The sequence below is a fragment of the Streptomyces sp. NPDC001634 genome, from assembly GCF_040298185.1.
In the GTDB taxonomy this organism is placed as follows: domain Bacteria; phylum Actinomycetota; class Actinomycetes; order Streptomycetales; family Streptomycetaceae; genus Streptomyces.
This window is the reverse complement of record NZ_JBEOZU010000138.1, coordinates 1-16,907: the sequence shown is the minus strand read 5'-3', so window position 1 is coordinate 16,907 and position 16,907 is coordinate 1. Positions and strand designations below refer to the sequence as shown.

Genomic DNA, 16,907 nt, shown 5'->3' with positions numbered 1-16,907 from the left:
CGCCCGAGCCCCCCGGACCGCCGGAGGAACCGGAGCCGCCCGCGCCGCCGGAGGAGCCCGCGCCGCCCGCACCGCCGCCGACGTTGGTCGGGGTCTTGGCCCCGCCCGTGCCGGTCGCGCACTGGCTCGCGCCCAGCTTGTCGCAGGCGGGCGGGTAAGGGGCCGTCTTGGCCAGGGTGTTGGAGCCGTCGGAGGAGAAGGTGGGGTTGTGGCAGTTCTTGATGTCGATGCTCTGGACGTCGACGCCGGGAATCCTGCGGACCTGGTTCAGACCCGCCTGCACGAGGTTGATGGGCAGCGGCGAGTAGCCGAGGTTGTCCACGTGCTGCTGTCCCTCGCAGAGGAAGTAGTACGCGAAGGCCCCGAGGGTCTTGCCCTTCTGGTCGTTGAAGTTCGACTCCAGCTTGGTCGGGATGATCATGTAGCTGTAGCTGGAGAGCGGATAGGCGCGCGGGTCGCTGTCGTTGTAGACGTCGTCGAGGATCTGCGTCAGGTAGTCGGACGAGGAGCTGTTCTCGTTGATCCGCGCCTTCAGCAGCGACACCGCCACGTTCTTCGCGGTGGGCTCGACGTAGTACCCGGCCTTGTTGAGCACCTTGGCGACCGGGAAACCGGTCGTGTACACCGCGTACGAGTACTCGACGTAGGTGATGGTGCCCACGTTGCCGGCCTGCGCCACATAGCCGGAGACACCGTTCGAGCCCGACTGGCCGACGAAACCGCTGCCCGGCACGACCGGGTAGTTCGAGGTCGTCCCGCAGGGGGTGCTGCGGCCCGCGCGACGGCAGTAGTCGTCCCACAGCCCCGGATACTGCTTGCTCATCCAGGTGCTGAACTGCGCCGTGGTGCCGGAGCCGTCGGAGCGCACCACGGGGACGACCCGGCGGGCGGGCAGCGCGGAGGCGATCGCGGGGTTGTCGGCCTTGATGGCGGGGTCGTTCCAGGTCTTGATCTGCCCGGTGAACATCTTGGCGATGACCTCGCCGGACAGCCGCAGGTTGGTCACCCGCCTGTTGCCGATGGTGAGGTTGTACATGAACGACGTACCACCGGCCACGATCGGCATGTACGCGTACTTGCGGGACGGCGGGGAGTCGACGACGCCCGAGTCCTTGACGCCGTAGGGGATTTCGGAGACGGCGTAGTCCACGGTGCCGTTGCGGAACTGGTTGCGGCCGTCGGAGGAACCCGTGCCGTTGTAGTTCACGGTCATGCCGTACTGCTTGACGTTGGCCCGCCACTGGTCGAGCGCGTTCTGGCTCCAGGTGGACCCGGCACCCGAGATGGGGACATAGCTGGCGCCGTGGGCGGGCGCGGCACCGAACAGGAGGGCGGCCAGAAGGACGAGTGCGGTGACGACTCTCTGGCGTCGCAGGCGGTTCGTTGCGAGGGGTGCCGGAGGGGATCCGGGCATGGCTGATGACTCCTGGTCGGGTGTGGTGGGTGCGGGCCGGAGGTGGGAAGGGCGTGGCCCGGCGATGTCGCCGGGCGCGGGACTACTCGGCGAGTGGCTGCTCGGTGAGTGGGCCTGAGGCGATCTGCGAGGGCCGGGCCCTGAGCCGGTCGCGCCTGCCCATGCGTTCGGCGTCGCGCCGCGAGGCCAGCACGCGCCGGTGCCGCTGATTGCGGGTCAGCTCGCCGGGTCCGCGTCCGCCGATCACCCGGGCCAGCACGAACAGCAGCAGGACGAGGGCCATCAGCAGGGCGGCGGAGCCGAATCCCCGGGCGATGAAGGTGGGTTGGGGCGAGCGCACCAGATCGAAGGTGGCCAGCGGCAGCGAGATCTGCGGACCGTTGAGCGGGTCGGCGTTCATTCCGGCGTTGACCCCGGAGGTGAGCAGCACGGGCGAGGTCTCGCCGATACCGCGGGCGGTGCCCAGGATCACCGCGGTGGTCAGGCCGGAGCGCGCGGTGGGCAGTATCACCGTCCACACCGTCCGCCACCGGCTCGCGCCCAGGGCGTACGAGGCCTCGCGCAGCGAGCCCGGCACCAGCCGGATGACCACGTCGGCGGCGCGGATGATGATGGGCAGCATCATCACGCTGAGCGCCAGCGCGGCGGCGAACCCGGACTTGTCGACGCCGAGGATGAGGATCACGGTGGCGTAGATGAACAGACCGGCCACGATCGACGGCAGCGCCGTCATCGCCTCGACGATGGTCCGCACGAAACGCCCGTAGCGGCCCGGCACCTCGTTGAGGAACACCGCACAGGCAAGCCCGAGCGGAACGGTGATGACCAGCGAGATGGTGATCTGCTCCAGGGTGCCGACGATCGCGTGCACCACACCGCCGTCGCTGAGCGGCTGGAGCGGTCCGGTGCTCGACATGTCCTCGGTGAAGAAGTTGAGGTGCACCAGGGCGGACTTGCCACGCCACAGTGTGTACGTCACCACCAGGACCAACGCGCTCAGCAGGAGCAGGGCCAGGCTCTGCCACACGACGGCGGCGATCTTGTCGCGCACCGCCACGCTGCTCTCGTCGAAGGACACGAGCACGGCGTACAGCCCGAGGAAGAGCAGGTACGCGACAACCGCAAAGCCCAGGACCGAGTCGAAGGGGGCGATCCAGACGAACAGCAGCGCGGTCAGCGAGAGCGAGCCCACCGCCGCGCCCCCGAGGGCGAGCAGGTCCGAGGCGTGGACGGACGAGGTGTTCCGGCGGACCTCGGGCGCGTCGTCATGGTCGTCGGCGGTCGGCCGCACCGTCCGCTCGGTCGGCTCTTCGAGGAGGTCGGTGGTCATGCTCAGGCCTCCGTTCCGGCGCCCGAGCGGCTGCGGGCCGCGATCGAGGACGCGATGAAGTTCACGACGAGGGTCATGAGGAAGAGCGCGAGCCCCGCGGCCATCAGGGCCGACATGCCGAAGTTGCTCGCGGAGCCGTAGCGCAGCGCGATCAGCGCGGAGACGGAGTTGGCGCCGTTCTCCAGGATGTGCGGCTGCACGGCGAAGACGGGAGAGATGATCATGTAGACGGCGATGGTCTCGCCCAGGGCCCGGCCGAGGCCCAGCATGGTGCCGCCGATCATGCCGCCCCGGCCGTACGGCAGGACGACCGCGCGGATCATTCCCCACCGGGTCGCGCCCAGCGCCAGGGCGCCCTCGCGCTCTCCGGCCGGCGCCTGCGAGAAGGTCTCCCGCATCACCGAGCAGGTGATCGGGGTGACCATGAGCGCCACGACGATTCCCGCGATGAAGGTCGAGGAGGTGTAGACCGTCGTCGCCTGCAGCGGGTCACCCGGGTCGGCCCCGTCGACCTTGAAGATCGGGATCCAGGAGAAGTACGTGGAGATCCAGCGGGAGAGCCCGACCACCTTCCCCTGCAGGAGGAAGGCGCCCCACAGTCCGTACACCACGCTCGGCACCGCGGCCATCAGGTCCACCAGGCTGACCAGGGTCCGCTTCAGCTTCCGCGGCGCGTACTCCGAGATGTAGAGCGCGGTACCCAGCGCCAGCGGAAAGGCGATGACGATCGCCGTCAGGCCGATGAGCACCGTGCCGGTGAGGACGGCGGCGATGCCGAAGTGGTGGGAGTCCGGCTCCCATGCAGAGGTGCTGAGGAACGAGCCCTTGGCGACGCCCAGCGCCTGGGCGGCGCGGTACGTGAGGAAAACACCCACCAGCAGCATGATCGCCAGTACGAGGGCGCCGCTGCCGCGCAGTGTCCCGCGGAAGAGGCGGTCCACCGGTTCGGGCTTGCCGCGCGGCGCACGCCTCGCCTCGTCCACGCCCTCGGGATCCGGGCCGGGTTCGGACGGTTGCCCGAGTCTGGGCATGACAGCGCTCATCTCGCACCTGTCCGGGCCCGGTCATGGACACCGCCGCGGTCATCACCGGAACGGGAGTGCAGTGTCGGCTCTGTCAGCTCGGCCACCGGGGCCGCGTTCAGGAACTGAGCGAGGTTGTACTGGCAGTCCCGCTGACGCTGATACAGCCGCCCCGCGACCGCGACCGCCCGGCCGTCGATCTCCAGGCGCCAGCTCCAGCCGCCCGCCCCCTCCGACGTGGTCAGCAGAACCTTGGCGTCCGCGATCCGCTCCCTCAGCCGCAGCACTGCGGCCCGGCATTCCGCGAATCCGGTGAACAACTCGGCGCTGCGCCCAAGTTCACGGTGGTTGGATCCGATGAGCCGCCAGCCGACCTGCTCTTCGCTCTCCCCGGGTCTTCGCTGCGTCCCGCGCACCACGTACAAGAACCGAGACGGAACCACAGGAACCACCCCCTCTCCCCTTGTCTCCATGGGCCGTTTTTCGCCACCGGCGGAGAATCGCCCACTCAAAGCGAACTGAGAGTCGCCGAGCTATGTACGAGCTGTGGCCAAAGTTGAGTAAAGGCCGAACGCAGGAGAGATGAACGAAAGGGTTCGAGGGTCCGGGGGAGTTGTGGAGAGGTTGAGCACGTGCGGGACGGGAACGGTGTCTATCCCGCCGTCATGTCCTGTTCCGCCGCCACGCCCTGTCCGGGCACCGCCGACGGCAGCCGGTCCACGTCCCGGGCCGTCCCCGTGACCCCCGACAGGAAGCCCTGTGCCCGCGGGGAGGCGTGGTCCGTCAGCCACTCCGGGTCGATGTCGCACACCGCGACGCGGACCTCCGTGCCGACCAGGGCGAGCGGCAGGGTGTGGACGACCGTGGACGGGAAGCTGAGGATCGTACGGCCGATGGGGCCGCGGCGGGCGATCAGTTCCAGCGGGAGGTCCGGGCGGACCACCTCCAGACCCGTCTCGACCGCCAAGTGGCGGAGCTTCTCCGGACTTTCCCGGCGATGGGCGAAGTAGCGCCGCGCGCCGTGCGCCTTCGCGAGGGCCCGCACCGCCTCCAGGTAGCGCTCGCCGTCCACGACGCCCGTCTCGACGAGGGAGGTGCCCACCAGGTCCGCGCCCTTCGTCAGGCGCGGCGGGCCGAAACGGGAGCGGGTCCAGGCGAAGCCGTTCGCGGTGACCGTGACCCCGGCCGGGGTCTCGTCGATCGGCATCGACGAGAAGACCTCCACCGTGCGCCGCGCACTCGGCATCAGCCGGCGGCGCGCCGCCGACGACACCGGGGCGAAGAGGAGGTCACGGGCGCCCCGGCGACCGCCCTTGCGGTGCCAGCGCACCAGGCGTTCGCCGCGGGCGAGCTGGGCGACGAACTCCATCGTCGCCGTGCCGTCGTCCACCACCACCAGCTCACGGGCCCGGGTGATGGTGAGCAGCAGCTGGACGTAGCGGGAGAAAGGGTCTCCCATCACCACCCTGCGCGCCCGGCGCAGCAGCGGGGTGAGGCCGCCGATCGTGCGGAACGGCGCCAGGGCACCGCCCCGCGCCTCCTCCCAGCGGACCTCGTGGCCCTCGTCGAGGGCCAGTTCCGCCATACGGCGCAACTGGCCGCGCGTCATGGGGTCGGTGGGCGAGAGCACCACGAGGGTGAGCCCCTCCCCCGCCTGGGGGCCCGCGGCCCCCGCATCGACCGCCGCCGCACGCCCCGCGCCGGACCGCCGGTCACGCGGCGCGGGGATCCCCGCGCCGGGCCCGGGCGCACCGCTCCCCGTCGTGCCGACCGCGTGCGCGTACGCCCACTCCAGCACGTTCAGGAGCTGTACCGGGCTCTCGACGAAGGCGAGCGTGGGGTGGCCGGCGGATCCGGCACGGGGGCTCATCGGCGTACGACCGTCCCGTAAGGTGCTCAGACCGACACCGGCTCGCCGGCGGCCGCGGCGATCTCCGCCTCGGCGACCACACCCGCGACGCGGCGCAGCTTCTTCATCGGGCCGAGCTCGGAGTCGTAGACCTTCTTCACGCCGTCGCCCAGCGACGCCTCGATGGTGCGGATGTCGCGGACCAGGCGCTGCAGGCCCCCCGGCTCCACCGACGCGGCCTGGTCGGAGCCCCACATGGCGCGGTCGAGCGTGATGTGGCGCTCGACGAAGGTGGCGCCGAGGGCGACCGCCGCCAGCGTGGTCTGCAGGCCGGTCTCGTGGCCGGAGTAGCCGATCGGGACGTTCGGGTACTCCTTCTCCAGCGTGTTGATGACGCGCAGGTTCAGCTCCTCCGCCTTCGCCGGGTACGTCGACGTGGCGTGGCACAGGAGGATGTTGTCCGAGCCGAGGACCTCGACCGCGTGGCGGATCTGCTTCGGGGTCGACATGCCGGTGGACAGGATGACCGTGCGGCCCGTCTCGCGCAGGGCCTTCAGCAGCTCGTCGTCGGTCAGGGAAGCGGACGCGACCTTGTGCGCCGGGACGTCGAACTTCTCCAGGAAGGCGACCGCCTCGGTGTCCCACGGGGACGCGAACCAGGCGATGCCCTTCTCCTTGCAGTACTCGTCGATCTGACGGTACTCGTCCTCACCGAACTCCACGCGGTGGCGGTAGTCGATGTAGGTCATCCGGCCCCAGGGGGTGTCGCGCTCGATGTCCCACTGGTCGCGCGGGGTGCAGATCTCGGGGGTGCGCTTCTGGAACTTCACGGCGTCGCAGCCGGCCTCGGCGGCCACGTCGATCAGCTTGAAGGCGTTCTCCAGCTCACCGTTGTGGTTGATGCCGATCTCACCGCAGATGTAGACGGGCTGACCCGGACCGGCGGTACGCGAACCGAACTGACGCAGACGGGAGTTGGTGCTCATGGGAAGGAAATTCCTTACTTGTCGAGGGAGTCGAGAGAGGGGCCGAGGATCCAGCTGGCGATCTCTCGGATCGCGCCGTCGCCGCCGGGGACGGTGGTGACCGCGCGTGCGGCGCCGCGCACGACGTCGTGGGCGCTCGCGACCGCCACGGGCCAGCCGACGAGGCCGAAGCACGGGAGGTCGTTGACGTCGTTGCCGACGTAGAGCACGCGCTCAGGCGCGATGCCCTGCTCCTCGCACCACTGCTTCAGTGCGAGGTCCTTCCGGTCGATGCCGTGCAGGACCGGGATCTGCAGCTTCCGGGCTCTGGCGGCGACGACCGGGTTCTGCTCCGTGGACAGGATCAGCATCGTGAGCCCGCTCTTTCGCAGGGCCGCGATACCGAGGCCGTCCCCGCGGTGCACGGAGACGAACTCGCGTCCGTCGGAGTCGATCAGCACCCTGTCGTCGGTCTGGGTGCCGTCGAAGTCGAGTACGACCGCGTCGATGTCGGCAGCGGTCGGGAGCGCGCCGGGCCTGTCCGCGTCGAACAGCGGCGCGAGGGCCCGGGCGCGGGCGAGGTCGTGCGGGTCGTCGATCTCCAGCACACGGGCCGGGTCGGTGCGCACGAGTTCGGTGCGGCCGAAGAAACGGTGCCGGTGCTCGCGCAGACCGTCCGCGTCCATCGCGTACGCGGCACCGGTCTCCAGAAGGTCCTGGGGGCGGTCCTGGCGGCGCGGGCGGAACGACTTGTCGTGGTTGACGCCGTACCCGCCGTCCGTGGCCGTGGAGTTGGCGACCGCGGTGCCGCCTCCGACCTCGCCGGTGCGCTGCGACCCGATGACCGGCGCGGCCTCGTCGGCCGCGTCGCGCCAGATGAAGCCGTGGAAGGGAGCGACGGTCAGCGCCGTGTCCGCGCCGTTCTCGACGACCGCGGCGGCCACCCCGTCGATGTCCTCACGGACGATGAAAGGGCTGGTGCACTGGACCAGCAGGACCACGTCCACCGGCGAGCCGTGCAGCGCCTCATGGGCGTCCATGGCGTGCAGGACCGCGGCCTCGGAGGTGGCGGTGTCCCCGGCGATGGCGGCGGGGCGCAGCACGATCTCCGCACCGGCCTCACGGGCCGCGGCGGCGATCGCCTGGTCGTCGGTGGAGACGACGACGTCGGTGACGAGCCGGGCGGCCCGGCACTCGCGCACCGCGCGGGCCACCAGCGGCACCCCGCCGACCGGGGCGAGGTTCTTCGCGGGCACGCCCTTGGAGCCGCCGCGCGCGGGGATCACCGCGAGCACACGGCGCACCGGCGCCGGCTCTCCCGCTTCCGTGTTGGACATGGGCTGTCCTCCTTGAGGTGCTTGGCGTGGGGTCCGCTCGCTCACAGCTCCCCCATCCGCCGGATCACGGGCGCCACGCGCTGCACTCCGTGGCGGTAGGCGCCGCGGGCCGCACGGCGGACGATCTGGCGCACAGGGCCGGGTGCCTTGTCGGCGGCGGGCGCGCCGGGCAGCGGGCTGCCGTCCGGGGCGAGGTGGTGGCGGGCGAGGACGCCGGGCAGGTAGCCGGGCGCGGTGACGGGGGTGTAGTAGGGCTTCAGCGGCGCGAGTTCACCGGCCGCGAGCAGCTCGGTGATGCGCCGGCGCGCCTCGTCGAAGGCGGTGGCGTACGACCCTCCCCCGGAGGGGGTACCCCCAGCAGCGACGCCCTGCCGGGACACCCACTCCGGGTGCGGCGAGGGTTCGTGTCCGGCGTCGAGCTGGTCCCAGGAGGCGAGGCAGCCGGAGCCCACGAAGTGGTGGTTGCCGAGCGCCTCGCGCACCCCGAGGTCGGTCAGGACGACGGTGGGGATACGGCGGTGCAGCGACTCCAGGGCGGCCGTCGAACTGACGGTGACCAGCAGGTCGGTGTGGTCGAGGACCTCGCCCATGTTCCCGTACACCAGGCGGAAGTTGGCCGGCAGATCGTGCCGCTGGGCCAGCTTCTGGTACGGCACTTCCTCGATGTGGGTGGTGTGTTCGCCCGGCTTGGAGCGGAGCTTGAGCAGGACCTCGCGCTCGGGGTGCCGGCGCGCGTGCTGGACCAGCCGGTCCAGGAGGTAAGTACGGTCCTTGCGGTTCTCGGGCACGGAGGGCTGCGCGGCGAAGACGACCGTGTAGGGGTCCTTCTTCTCGTAGGGGGCACCGCCGAGGAAGGGCAGCGCCACCTCGGTCACCGACGAGGCGTCGGCGCCCACCCCTTCGTACACGGCCCGGAAACGGTCCGCGTCCTGGCGGGAATTGGCGAGGACCAGGTCCGCGCCGTGCCGCAGCAGCAGGCCGTCGGCGAGCTTCTCGTAGACGACGCCGACATAGCCGGTGACGACGACGGGCCGCTTCGTGCGTCCCTGCCAGGCGTGGGCGAGGCCGTGCAGCATCGCCTGGACGCCGCCGCCGACAAGGGCGAGCACGACGATGTCGTACGTCTCCTTCGTCATCTCGCGCAGGAATTCGACGGCGGTGACCTCGCGGAGGGAGTCCGCGCGGACGCCGACCTCTTTGAGCTGGCGGGCGGTGGGGGTGGCACGGCCCCGCAACAGGAAGCCGTCGAGCCGAATGTCCGGATCGGCTGTTTTATCGGAGGTTTCTGCCGGTTCGTTGGACTCTGTGAATTCCGTCGGCGAAATGCGGTTGGCGGTGAGCGCACCCCATTTCCACCGGGTGTCGGAATCGGCTAGGACGGCGACCCGAAGGGACTTCGCGGTACTTGCAGGCACGCCGAAGACGCTAGGAAGCGATTCCGATGCCCAGCCCAACCGGAATACAACAAAGGGTTAACAGCACTTCACCGAATGGCGAATCAGGCCGTGAAACGCCCATGAAACAGCTGGGTTCACTATTCCGCCACGCGTCGTTCACCTGACATCAAGCCGACGGTCAAGACGAATGCCGGGCCGCCGCCTAACGTCACAGGCGTGGTCAAGCTCTCCGTCATCGTGCCGTTCTACAACGTGCAGCAATACGCGCCCGACACCCTGAAGAGCCTGCGTGCGAACGCGCGTGAGGACTTCGAATTCATTCTCGTCGACGACTGCTCGCGCGACGAGACCCCGGACATCCTCGCGCGCGCGGAGCGCGAGCTGCCAGGCGCGGTGTATGTCCGGCACGAACAGAACGGAGGACTGGCGACCGCGCGTAACACCGGAATCGACAAGGCGCGCGGCGAGTACCTCACGTTCCTCGACGGGGACGACTGGCTCGCCCCCGGTTACTATCCCCAACTCGTCTCTGCCATTGAGGAGTTGGGGTGCGATTTCGTCCGCACCGATCATGTCCAGTGCACCGGGCGGGCCCGCGCCATCTTCCGGGTGCCGCACGGTCGGCGCGGTGTGGTGATGAAGCCGCGCGACGCGATCCTGCCCGCCGACCGCTCCACCTCCGTCGACTACGCGTACGCGTGGGCGGGCGTCTACCACCGCCGGCTGGTCGACCGTGGACTGCTGCACTTCACCCACGGACTGCGCACGGCCGAGGACCGTCCGTGGATCTGGAAGCTGCACCGGGAGGCGGAATCCTTCGCCGCGGTGGGACTGCTGGGCGTCTACTACCGGCGCGGAGTCGCCTCCTCGCTCACCCAGATCGGCGATGTACGGCAACTGGACTTCATTCGTGCGTTCGACCAGGTAGTGGCCGAAACCGCCGGGGACCAGGACGCGGATAAACTCCTCCCCAAGGCCGTTCGCACATATTGCGCAATCATTTCTCATCATCTGGGATCCATCGAAAGGTTCGAGCCCGCGGTGGCACGGAAACTGAAGTCGATGAGTGCTGTCGCGCTGCGGCGCATGCCGCAGGACGTGCTCGAAGACGCCCTCGACTCCATGGACTTCGAGCGAGCCTCTCGCCTGCGCCGACTGCGCCGCCGTCCCGCTTCCGCGGGGGTGGCCGCGTGACGACGCAGATCTTCATGGCGTCGACGCTGTACGGCACGGCGACCCTGGCCGCGGCACTGGACAGCGAGTGCTTCGCACCCTCCGACCGGCGCATCCTGCTCGTCTCCAACAACGCGGCGACGCCCGAGACGACACCCGGCCTCGACGAGGCGCCCGGCTTCGAGCACCTGCGCAGCCGCTTCGACGAGGTGATCTCCTGGAACGAGACCATCTCCCCCTTCCACCCCGGCGGCTGGGCCCCGCGCCTGGACGACGTACCGCTGTGGGAGCGGCACCTCAGGCTCCTGTGGAACCTCGGCGACGACGACATCGAACTGGTCGTCGAGTCGATCCAGGTCAACCCGGCGCTCGGCTTCTCGCAGATCTTCACCGGCGCGCCCGTCACCGTGTACGCGGACGGCCTGATGAGCTACGGCCCCACCCGCAACAAGATCGACCCGCTGGTCGGCACCCGGGTGGACCGGCTGCTCCACCTGGACCTGGTGCCGGGTCTCACACCGCTGCTGCTCACCGAGTTCGGGGTCGAGCCGGAGATCGTGCCGACGGACGCGTTCTGCAAGGTCCTCGCCGAACTGGAGGACACCGGTGAAGCGCTGCCGGCCCTCGAGTCCCCGGCGCTGCTGCTCGGCCAGTACCTCTCCGCGCTCGAAATCCTCACCGCCGAGCAGGAGGAGGACCTCCACGTACGGATGCTGAAGGGCGCCGTCGAGCTCGGCCACCGGAGCGTGGTGTTCAAGCCGCACCCCTCGGCGCCGGCCCGCTGGTCGCGCGCCCTGGAGAACGAGGCCGAGAGGCTGGGCGTCGACCTGACCGTGCTCGACACTCCGGTCCTCGCCGAGGTCCTCTACCAGCGCATGCGTCCGGCGCTGGTCGTGGGCTGCTTCTCCACCGCCCTGCTCACGGCCTCCGCGCTCTACGGCCTGCCGGTCGCCCGTATCGGCACCGAGGCCCTCCTGGAGCGTCTGGCGCCGTACGAGAACAGCAACCGCGTCCCGGTCACGATCGTCGACGCGCTGCTGCCCGAGCTGACGGCCCGCAAGGCGGTCGCCGACCAGCGCCGGAGCATGGACGTTCAGGCCCTCAACGAACTCGTACGGGCCGTGGGCTTCGCGATGCAGCCGAAGATCTACCCGGATCTGCGCCCGGCCGCCGAGCAGTACCTGTCGAAGCACCTGAACCCGCACACCTGGCGCTACTTCAAGCGCAGGCGCCTCACCTCGCTGGCGCTGCCGGGCGCGGTCCCGGCGCAGCTCGCCTTCATCCCGCGCAACGCGACCGTACGGCGCATGGCCAAGCGGGCGCGCCTGCTCAAGCGGGCGATGACCCGCGAAGGCACGAACTGACGGAAACCGAAGGAGCGGGGCCGCGTCACCACGAGCCGGCCCCGCTGCCTTTCCCCGCTCCTTTGCCACCTCCCGAACCGTCCCGAACGCGCAAACCACAAGCAGATGAACTCCTGTGAACGCACTGACGAAGACCCTTTTCGACGGCGCAGGATTCCCCGACTATCGGACTAATGTGCTGTGGTCCAGCTGAGTCCCATCGAGGGGAACCCTGTGATCGACACTCCCGCGGACACCCGAGGGACCTCAACGGGCACCACCGTCCGCGCCGTCCTGCCTGCCGGCACGCCCGGCCCGCAGCAGCCCGCCAAGCCCCGGGAGAACCGGCTGCGCGCCCTGGACGGGCTGCGGCTGATCGCGGCGCTGATGGTGGCGGCGTACCACTACGGCGGCCGGGACGGCGACGTCGCGCGGGCCTGGGGACAGAATCCCAAGCACATCTTTCCCACGATGCACACGCTGTTCTCCTACGGGTGCCTGGGCGTCCAGGTGTTCTTCGTGATCAGTGGCTTCGTCATCTGCATGAGCGGCTGGGGCCGCCCGCTGCGCTCGTTCTTCGCCTCCCGCGCCTCCCGGCTGCTGCCCGCGTACTGGGCGGCCGTCATCCTCGTCACGGCGGTGTTCGCGCTGCCGATGGTCGCGTACAAGACCGTCTCGCCGAGCGAATTCCTGGTCAACCTGACGATGTTCCAGATGCCGCTCGGCGTGCACAGGGTGCTGGGCGTGTGCTGGACGCTGTGGGCCGAGGTCCGCTTCTACGCGCTGTTCGCCCTGTGCATCGTGCTGCCGGGCGCGAACCGGCGGCGCGTGATCATGTTCTGCGCCGGCTGGACGCTCGCGGCGGTCATCGCGCACGGCGCCAAGATGCCGCTGCTCGACATCGTGCTGATGCCGGAGTACGCGCACTTCTTCATCGGCGGCGTCGGCCTGTACCTGGTCCACCGCGACCGGCGCGACGCCTACGCCTGGGGCATCGTGGCGGTGAACTGGCTGATCGGCCAGCACTACGCGGTCCAGAGCCTGTGGCACCCGGCCGGCCCGCACGCCTTCTCCTACCGCAGCCCCTGGGGGATCATGCTGATCGTCACCCTCGGCTTCGTCGCCGTCGCCGCGATCGCGCTGGGCTGGCTGAACTGGGCGAACTGGCGCTGGCTGACGGTGGCCGGCGCGCTGACGTACCCCTTCTACCTGGTCCACGAGCACCTCGGCTGGGTCGTCATCTACGTCCTGCACCGGGGCCTCGGCATCCCGCCCTACGGCACCGTCCTGCTGACCGTCGCCGCCATGCTGCTGCTGGCCTGGCTGCTGAACCGGTTCGTGGAGGAGCGCTTCACGCCGAAGCTGCGCACGGCGCTGTCCAACGCACGGCTCTGACCGGCACCACGCGAGTTGGCCTGCCGTTCACCTTGCCGCACGTTTGGGCGGGCCTCTCCGGGCAGGTGCTGGACAGTTTCCTCACAGGTTCGTTCCACAGGTTCGTTCGCACAAGGGAGTGCTCTGTCCTCATGACCGCCATAGCAGACACGTTCCGACCGCCCCAGCGACTCGACGACGTCCGGGGCTGGTTCCCCGCTCTCGACCAGATGCTCTTCGACTGGTTCCTGACCCGGCAGGAGAACGCGGGGACGCGGGGTGACCTGCTGGAGGTCGGGGTCTTCATGGGCAAGTCGGCCATCTTCCTCGGCCGTCACCTCCAGGAGGGCGAGGCGTACACGGTCTGCGACCTGTTCGAGGGCGACGCGCCGGACGACGCCAACCAGGCCGAGACGGCGAAGTCCTACTCCGCCCTGACGCGGGAGGCCTTCGAGCGCAACTACCTCTCCTTCCACGACGAGCTGCCGCGGGTGATCCAGGGGCCCAGCTCCATGGTTCCGGCCGAAGTGGCACCCCGGTCCTGCCGGTTCGTGCACGTGGACGGTTCGCACCTGTACGAGCACGTACGCGACGACATCGGGGCGGCGCACGAGGCCCTGCTGCCGAACGGCATCGTCGCCCTCGACGACTTCCGCTCGGAGCACACACCGGGCGTCTCCATCGCCGCCTGGGAGGCCGTGCTCAACCGCGGCCTGAACCCCATCTGCCTCAGCAGCCAGAAGCTGTACGGCACGTGGGACGACCCCGGGGCCGTCCAGGAGGCCCTGCTGGAGATGGTGGAGGCACGCGAGGACTGCACGGTGAGCGTGGAGGTCGCGGCGGGCCACCGGATCATCCGGCTGAAGGGCAAGGGAATGGCGGCACCGGCCTTTCCGCACTCGCGGCACTACCAACCGCCGGCGGAAGAACCCGAGCAGCCCGCCGTCGCCGTGCAACCGCCGTCCCGGCCCGCGCCCTCCCGGCATGGAAGCATGCCGCGCCGTGTCGCCGTGGACCTGCTGCCGCCCGTGGTCACGCGGGCGATACGCCGGGCGCGGAGCGGCAGGCGTACGGGCTGAGCCGACTGAGGGGCTTAAGGGCTGATCGAGGCCGCGGCACTCACCTCCGGTACCGCGCCTCGATCCCCGCGATCACGAGGCGCAGCCCCTCCTCGAAACCCTCGTCGTAGCCCTCGAATATCTGTTCGTCTGGTGGCCGCCGCCAGTGGGAGGTCGGCCATGCGCCGGGCGCGTACCTCGACGTCGTAGCCGTCGCGGCGCTCGTCCGGCAGCGGCTGGACGCCCTGCTCCTCGGTGACGAAGCCGAAGGTGGACGAGTACGCCGTGGACGCCGCGCGCACCGCCTGGGAGAGCGTGAAACCGGCGTCGAGCAGGGTGCGCAGGTTTGCCTCCATGTCGGCGGCGTGGTCCAGGCCCGTGAAGCGGGAGCCGCTGAAGACTCGCCGGGGACGCGACGCACATCCACTCACCGGCGGGCGGCCAGGGACCGGACACCAGCATCCAGGACGCGTACAACCTGGGCTGGAACCGGGCGCGGTGCTGCAGGGCGAAGCTGCGGAGGCACTCCTCGACACATACGAGGAGGAGCGCCGCCCGATCGCGGCGGACATGCTCGGCCTGTCCACGAGCGTCCACCGCGGGGAGACCCGCCGCGGTGAGGCGACCCGGCAGCTCGGGCTCGGCCACCGGAACTCGTCGCGCACGGAGGAGACGCGGACGAACCCCGGCCCGGTTCGCGCGGGCGACCGTGCCCCGGACGGCACGGTGGACGGGGTACGCCTCTTCGACGCGTACCGGGCCCGCACCGGATGCTGCCGGCGGTCGGCACGGACGCGGAGTTGCCGCCGTTCGCCCTGCCCACGGTCCGGATCCCGCGTACGAGGCGTACGGCACGGGGATCTTCCTGATCCGCCCGGACGGCTGTGTGGGGTGGGCGGGCGAGACGGCGGAGGGGCTCGCCGGGTATGCGGGGCGGGTCGGTGCCTGCGTGGCCCCGTAAGGCGTCAGGCGCTTGCCAGCGACAGCTTCACCGCGAAGCCCAGGAAGAGGACGCCCGCAGCGGAGGTGGCTCCCGCCGACAGCCGCTTGCGCCGGCGGAAGGCCTCTGCCAGGCGCGTACCGCTGAATATCAGGGCGCTGAGGTACAGGAAGCTGGCGAGCTGGGCGAAGGCGCCGAGGACGACGAAGGAGAGCGCCGGGTAGGCGTACCCCGGGTCGACGAACTGCACGAAGAAGGCGACGAAGAAGAGGATCGCCTTGGGGTTGAACAGACTGATGACGAGGGCGCGACGGTAGGGCCGCTCCTCGGCGACGGTGGCGGCGGCCGGGGCCGCCTCCTCCACGGTCCTCTCCCGCCGGGTCCGCCACATCCCCCATGCGGCCCGCAGCATCCCGAACGCGAGCCACGTCAGATAACCGGCCCCGGCGTACTTCACGATCCCGAACAGCACGGCGTTCGCCTTGAGCAGCGAGGCGACTCCGGCCGCGGACAGCGTCATCAGCACCGTGTCCCCGCACCAGACCCCGGCCGCGGCGGTGTACCCGGTCCGCACGCCGTGCCGGGCGGCGACGGAGAGGACGTAGAGGGAGTTGGGGCCGGGGAGCAGGACGATGAGGACGAGTCCTGCCAGGTAGGTGGGGAGATCGATGACGCCGAACATGGGAAGGAGTGTCGCACGGGGGTACGACACTCCGATTCCGGGTTTCGGGGGGCGAGACGGTCAGTCGTCGCCGTCGAGGAGGGCGTCGACGGAGAGTTCGAGAGCGACACCTACGCATTCGGGCAGCGGGACTGTGGTGCCGCGCTTGTAGGACGTTACCGTCTGGTACTTGCCGTCTTCAGGCTCCGTGTGAACCAGAACTTCGTCGTGCCTTCGGTCCACGATGACGTACGACTTGACGCCTGCCTTGGCATAGGTTTCAGCCTTGATGAGCAGATCGATGGCCCAGTTGGTGGATGTCACCTCCAGGACCAATCGGAAGACGTGCGGCGCGTAGCAATTCTTCTCGACCACCGCGTCCTTGTAGTCGGCCTCCACGATGGACACATCCGGCACGGCGTAATCGTCAGGCCCCGTGGGAAGCCAGAGGCCGATGCCCGCAACTGCCTTGAGTCCGGCTTCCCAGCCTCCAGCCTGCTTGAACGCGTAGCCGACTTCGAAGCACGTCTCCTGATGCGGGCCATCCGGCGGTGGTGTCACGACAATGCTCCCGTTGAGGATCTCCACCCGGTGCCCGGGCAGTTCCTCCCAGAGCCGGTCGGCAGCATCGGCAAGCGACGACTCGTGCAGCATCACAGCCACGGCACCCTCCTTCCGGGAACACCCTCCACGAGCGTAACCGGGGACGGGCGATTTCCGCCCCCGATCACCCATTCGGAGGAATCACCCAGGTCAGAACGCGTCGCTCGGCACGTAAGTCCCCCAAACCTCCCGCAACGCATTGCACACCTCACCCACCGTCGCCCGGGCGCGCAAGGCCTCCTTCATCGGGTACAGCACGTTGTCCGTGCCCTCCGCCGCCTTCTTCAGGTCCGCGAGGGCCGTGTCCACCGCTACCTGGTCGCGCTCCGCGCGCAGCTTGGCGAGGCGTTCGGCCTGCTGGGTCTCGATGGCGGGGTCGACGCGCAGCGGTTCGTAGGGCTCTTCCTCGTCCAGCTGGAAGCGGTTGACCCCGACCACGAC

At 69.8% G+C, this 16,907-nt stretch carries 16 protein-coding genes and 1 pseudogene; 5 read left to right on the top strand and 12 right to left on the bottom strand.

Going from position 1 to position 16,907, the window contains the following annotated elements; all coding sequences use genetic code 11:
• The 8 genes from pstS to ABT186_RS44740 all read right to left on the bottom strand — a co-directional run.
• On the bottom strand, positions 1-1,414 hold a 1,414-nt coding region (gene pstS, locus ABT186_RS44775; protein WP_351930136.1), incomplete at its 3' end, for a phosphate ABC transporter substrate-binding protein PstS.
• Positions 1,415-1,496: 82 nt separating this feature from the next.
• The gene (gene pstA, locus ABT186_RS44770) at positions 1,497-2,744 is read right to left on the bottom strand and encodes a phosphate ABC transporter permease PstA (RefSeq protein ID WP_351224779.1); all 1,248 of its coding nucleotides are present in this window, start codon (positions 2,742-2,744) and stop codon (positions 1,497-1,499) included.
• 2 nt (positions 2,745-2,746) lie between these two features.
• Positions 2,747-3,775 (bottom strand): phosphate ABC transporter permease subunit PstC, encoded by a 1,029-nt coding sequence (gene pstC, locus ABT186_RS44765; RefSeq protein WP_351930134.1) that lies wholly within the window; start codon positions 3,773-3,775, stop codon positions 2,747-2,749.
• Positions 3,776-3,783: 8 nt separating this feature from the next.
• Positions 3,784-4,185: a YegP family protein gene (locus ABT186_RS44760; protein ID WP_351224775.1), complete on the bottom strand. Its 402-nt coding sequence runs from the start codon at positions 4,183-4,185 to the stop codon at positions 3,784-3,786.
• A 233-nt stretch (positions 4,186-4,418) separates the two neighbouring features.
• Positions 4,419-5,636 (bottom strand): hypothetical protein, encoded by a 1,218-nt coding sequence (locus ABT186_RS44755; protein WP_351930132.1) that lies wholly within the window; start codon positions 5,634-5,636, stop codon positions 4,419-4,421.
• 26 nt (positions 5,637-5,662) lie between these two features.
• Positions 5,663-6,601 carry an N-acetylneuraminate synthase family protein gene (locus ABT186_RS44750; protein ID WP_351224771.1) on the bottom strand — a complete coding sequence of 313 codons (939 nt, stop codon included), beginning with the start codon at positions 6,599-6,601 and terminating at the stop codon, positions 5,663-5,665.
• Positions 6,602-6,615: 14 nt separating this feature from the next.
• Entirely contained in the window at positions 6,616-7,917 is a 1,302-nt protein-coding gene (locus ABT186_RS44745; protein WP_351224769.1) for a cytidylyltransferase domain-containing protein, read from the bottom strand.
• 41 nt (positions 7,918-7,958) lie between these two features.
• On the bottom strand, positions 7,959-9,332 hold the full coding sequence (locus ABT186_RS44740) for a DUF6716 putative glycosyltransferase (RefSeq protein WP_351224767.1): 1,374 nt from the start codon (positions 9,330-9,332) through the stop codon (positions 7,959-7,961).
• A gap of 198 nt (positions 9,333-9,530) precedes the next feature.
• Here ABT186_RS44740 and ABT186_RS44735 point away from each other — a divergent pair, with 198 nt between their 5' ends.
• The 4 genes from ABT186_RS44735 to ABT186_RS44720 all read left to right on the top strand — a co-directional run bounded on the left by ABT186_RS44735 (position 9,531) and on the right by ABT186_RS44720 (position 14,283).
• Complete coding sequence (locus ABT186_RS44735) at positions 9,531-10,508, top strand: glycosyltransferase family 2 protein (protein WP_351224765.1); 978 nt, start codon at positions 9,531-9,533, stop codon at positions 10,506-10,508.
• A complete protein-coding gene (locus ABT186_RS44730; protein ID WP_351224763.1) occupies positions 10,505-11,851 on the top strand; it encodes an alpha-2,8-polysialyltransferase family protein in 1,347 nt (448 codons plus the stop codon). Before ABT186_RS44735 ends, ABT186_RS44730 begins: the two co-directional genes overlap by 4 nt.
• Before the next feature lie 213 nt (positions 11,852-12,064).
• The gene (locus ABT186_RS44725; protein ID WP_502973518.1) at positions 12,065-13,225 is read left to right on the top strand and encodes an acyltransferase family protein; all 1,161 of its coding nucleotides are present in this window, start codon (positions 12,065-12,067) and stop codon (positions 13,223-13,225) included.
• A 131-nt stretch (positions 13,226-13,356) separates the two neighbouring features.
• Complete coding sequence (locus ABT186_RS44720; protein ID WP_351224761.1) at positions 13,357-14,283, top strand: class I SAM-dependent methyltransferase; 927 nt, start codon at positions 13,357-13,359, stop codon at positions 14,281-14,283.
• Between the two features lie 40 nt (positions 14,284-14,323).
• Here the strand turns inward: ABT186_RS44720 and ABT186_RS44715 are convergent.
• Positions 14,324-14,666: pseudogene (locus ABT186_RS44715) on the bottom strand (TetR/AcrR family transcriptional regulator C-terminal domain-containing protein); the annotation flags it as partial.
• Between the two features lie 17 nt (positions 14,667-14,683).
• Between ABT186_RS44715 and ABT186_RS44710 the strand changes: the two are divergent.
• Positions 14,684-15,223 carry an FAD-dependent monooxygenase gene (locus ABT186_RS44710; protein WP_351930138.1) on the top strand — a complete coding sequence of 180 codons (540 nt, stop codon included), beginning with the start codon at positions 14,684-14,686 and terminating at the stop codon, positions 15,221-15,223.
• 4 nt (positions 15,224-15,227) lie between these two features.
• On the opposite strand, the gene leuE is transcribed toward ABT186_RS44710, so the two are convergent.
• The 3 genes from leuE to ABT186_RS44695 form a co-directional block, all read right to left on the bottom strand.
• Entirely contained in the window at positions 15,228-15,884 is a 657-nt protein-coding gene (gene leuE, locus ABT186_RS44705; RefSeq protein ID WP_351930130.1) for a leucine efflux protein LeuE, read from the bottom strand.
• A gap of 60 nt (positions 15,885-15,944) precedes the next feature.
• Entirely contained in the window at positions 15,945-16,517 is a 573-nt protein-coding gene (locus tag ABT186_RS44700; protein WP_351224851.1) for a Uma2 family endonuclease, read from the bottom strand.
• Between the two features lie 99 nt (positions 16,518-16,616).
• Positions 16,617-16,907, bottom strand: a 291-nt coding sequence (locus ABT186_RS44695; protein WP_351930128.1) for a methylmalonyl-CoA mutase family protein, incomplete at its 5' end; no start/stop codon positions are given.

What these genes read in the sequence shown, in the direction of transcription:
- pstA (WP_351224779.1), bottom strand. Translation starts at nt 2,744, where the DNA reads ATGACCACCGACCTCCTCGAAGAGCCGACCGAGCGGACGGTGCGGCCG.
- pstC (WP_351930134.1), bottom strand. Translation starts at nt 3,775, where the DNA reads ATGCCCAGACTCGGGCAACCGTCCGAACCCGGCCCGGATCCCGAGGGC.
- ABT186_RS44755 (WP_351930132.1), bottom strand. Translation starts at nt 5,636, where the DNA reads ATGAGCCCCCGTGCCGGATCCGCCGGCCACCCCACGCTCGCCTTCGTC.
- ABT186_RS44750 (WP_351224771.1), bottom strand. Translation starts at nt 6,601, where the DNA reads ATGAGCACCAACTCCCGTCTGCGTCAGTTCGGTTCGCGTACCGCCGGT.
- ABT186_RS44745 (WP_351224769.1), bottom strand. Translation starts at nt 7,917, where the DNA reads ATGTCCAACACGGAAGCGGGAGAGCCGGCGCCGGTGCGCCGTGTGCTC.
- ABT186_RS44720 (WP_351224761.1), top strand. Translation starts at nt 13,357, where the DNA reads ATGACCGCCATAGCAGACACGTTCCGACCGCCCCAGCGACTCGACGAC.
- leuE (WP_351930130.1), bottom strand. Translation starts at nt 15,884, where the DNA reads ATGTTCGGCGTCATCGATCTCCCCACCTACCTGGCAGGACTCGTCCTC.
- ABT186_RS44700 (WP_351224851.1), bottom strand. Translation starts at nt 16,517, where the DNA reads ATGCTGCACGAGTCGTCGCTTGCCGATGCTGCCGACCGGCTCTGGGAG.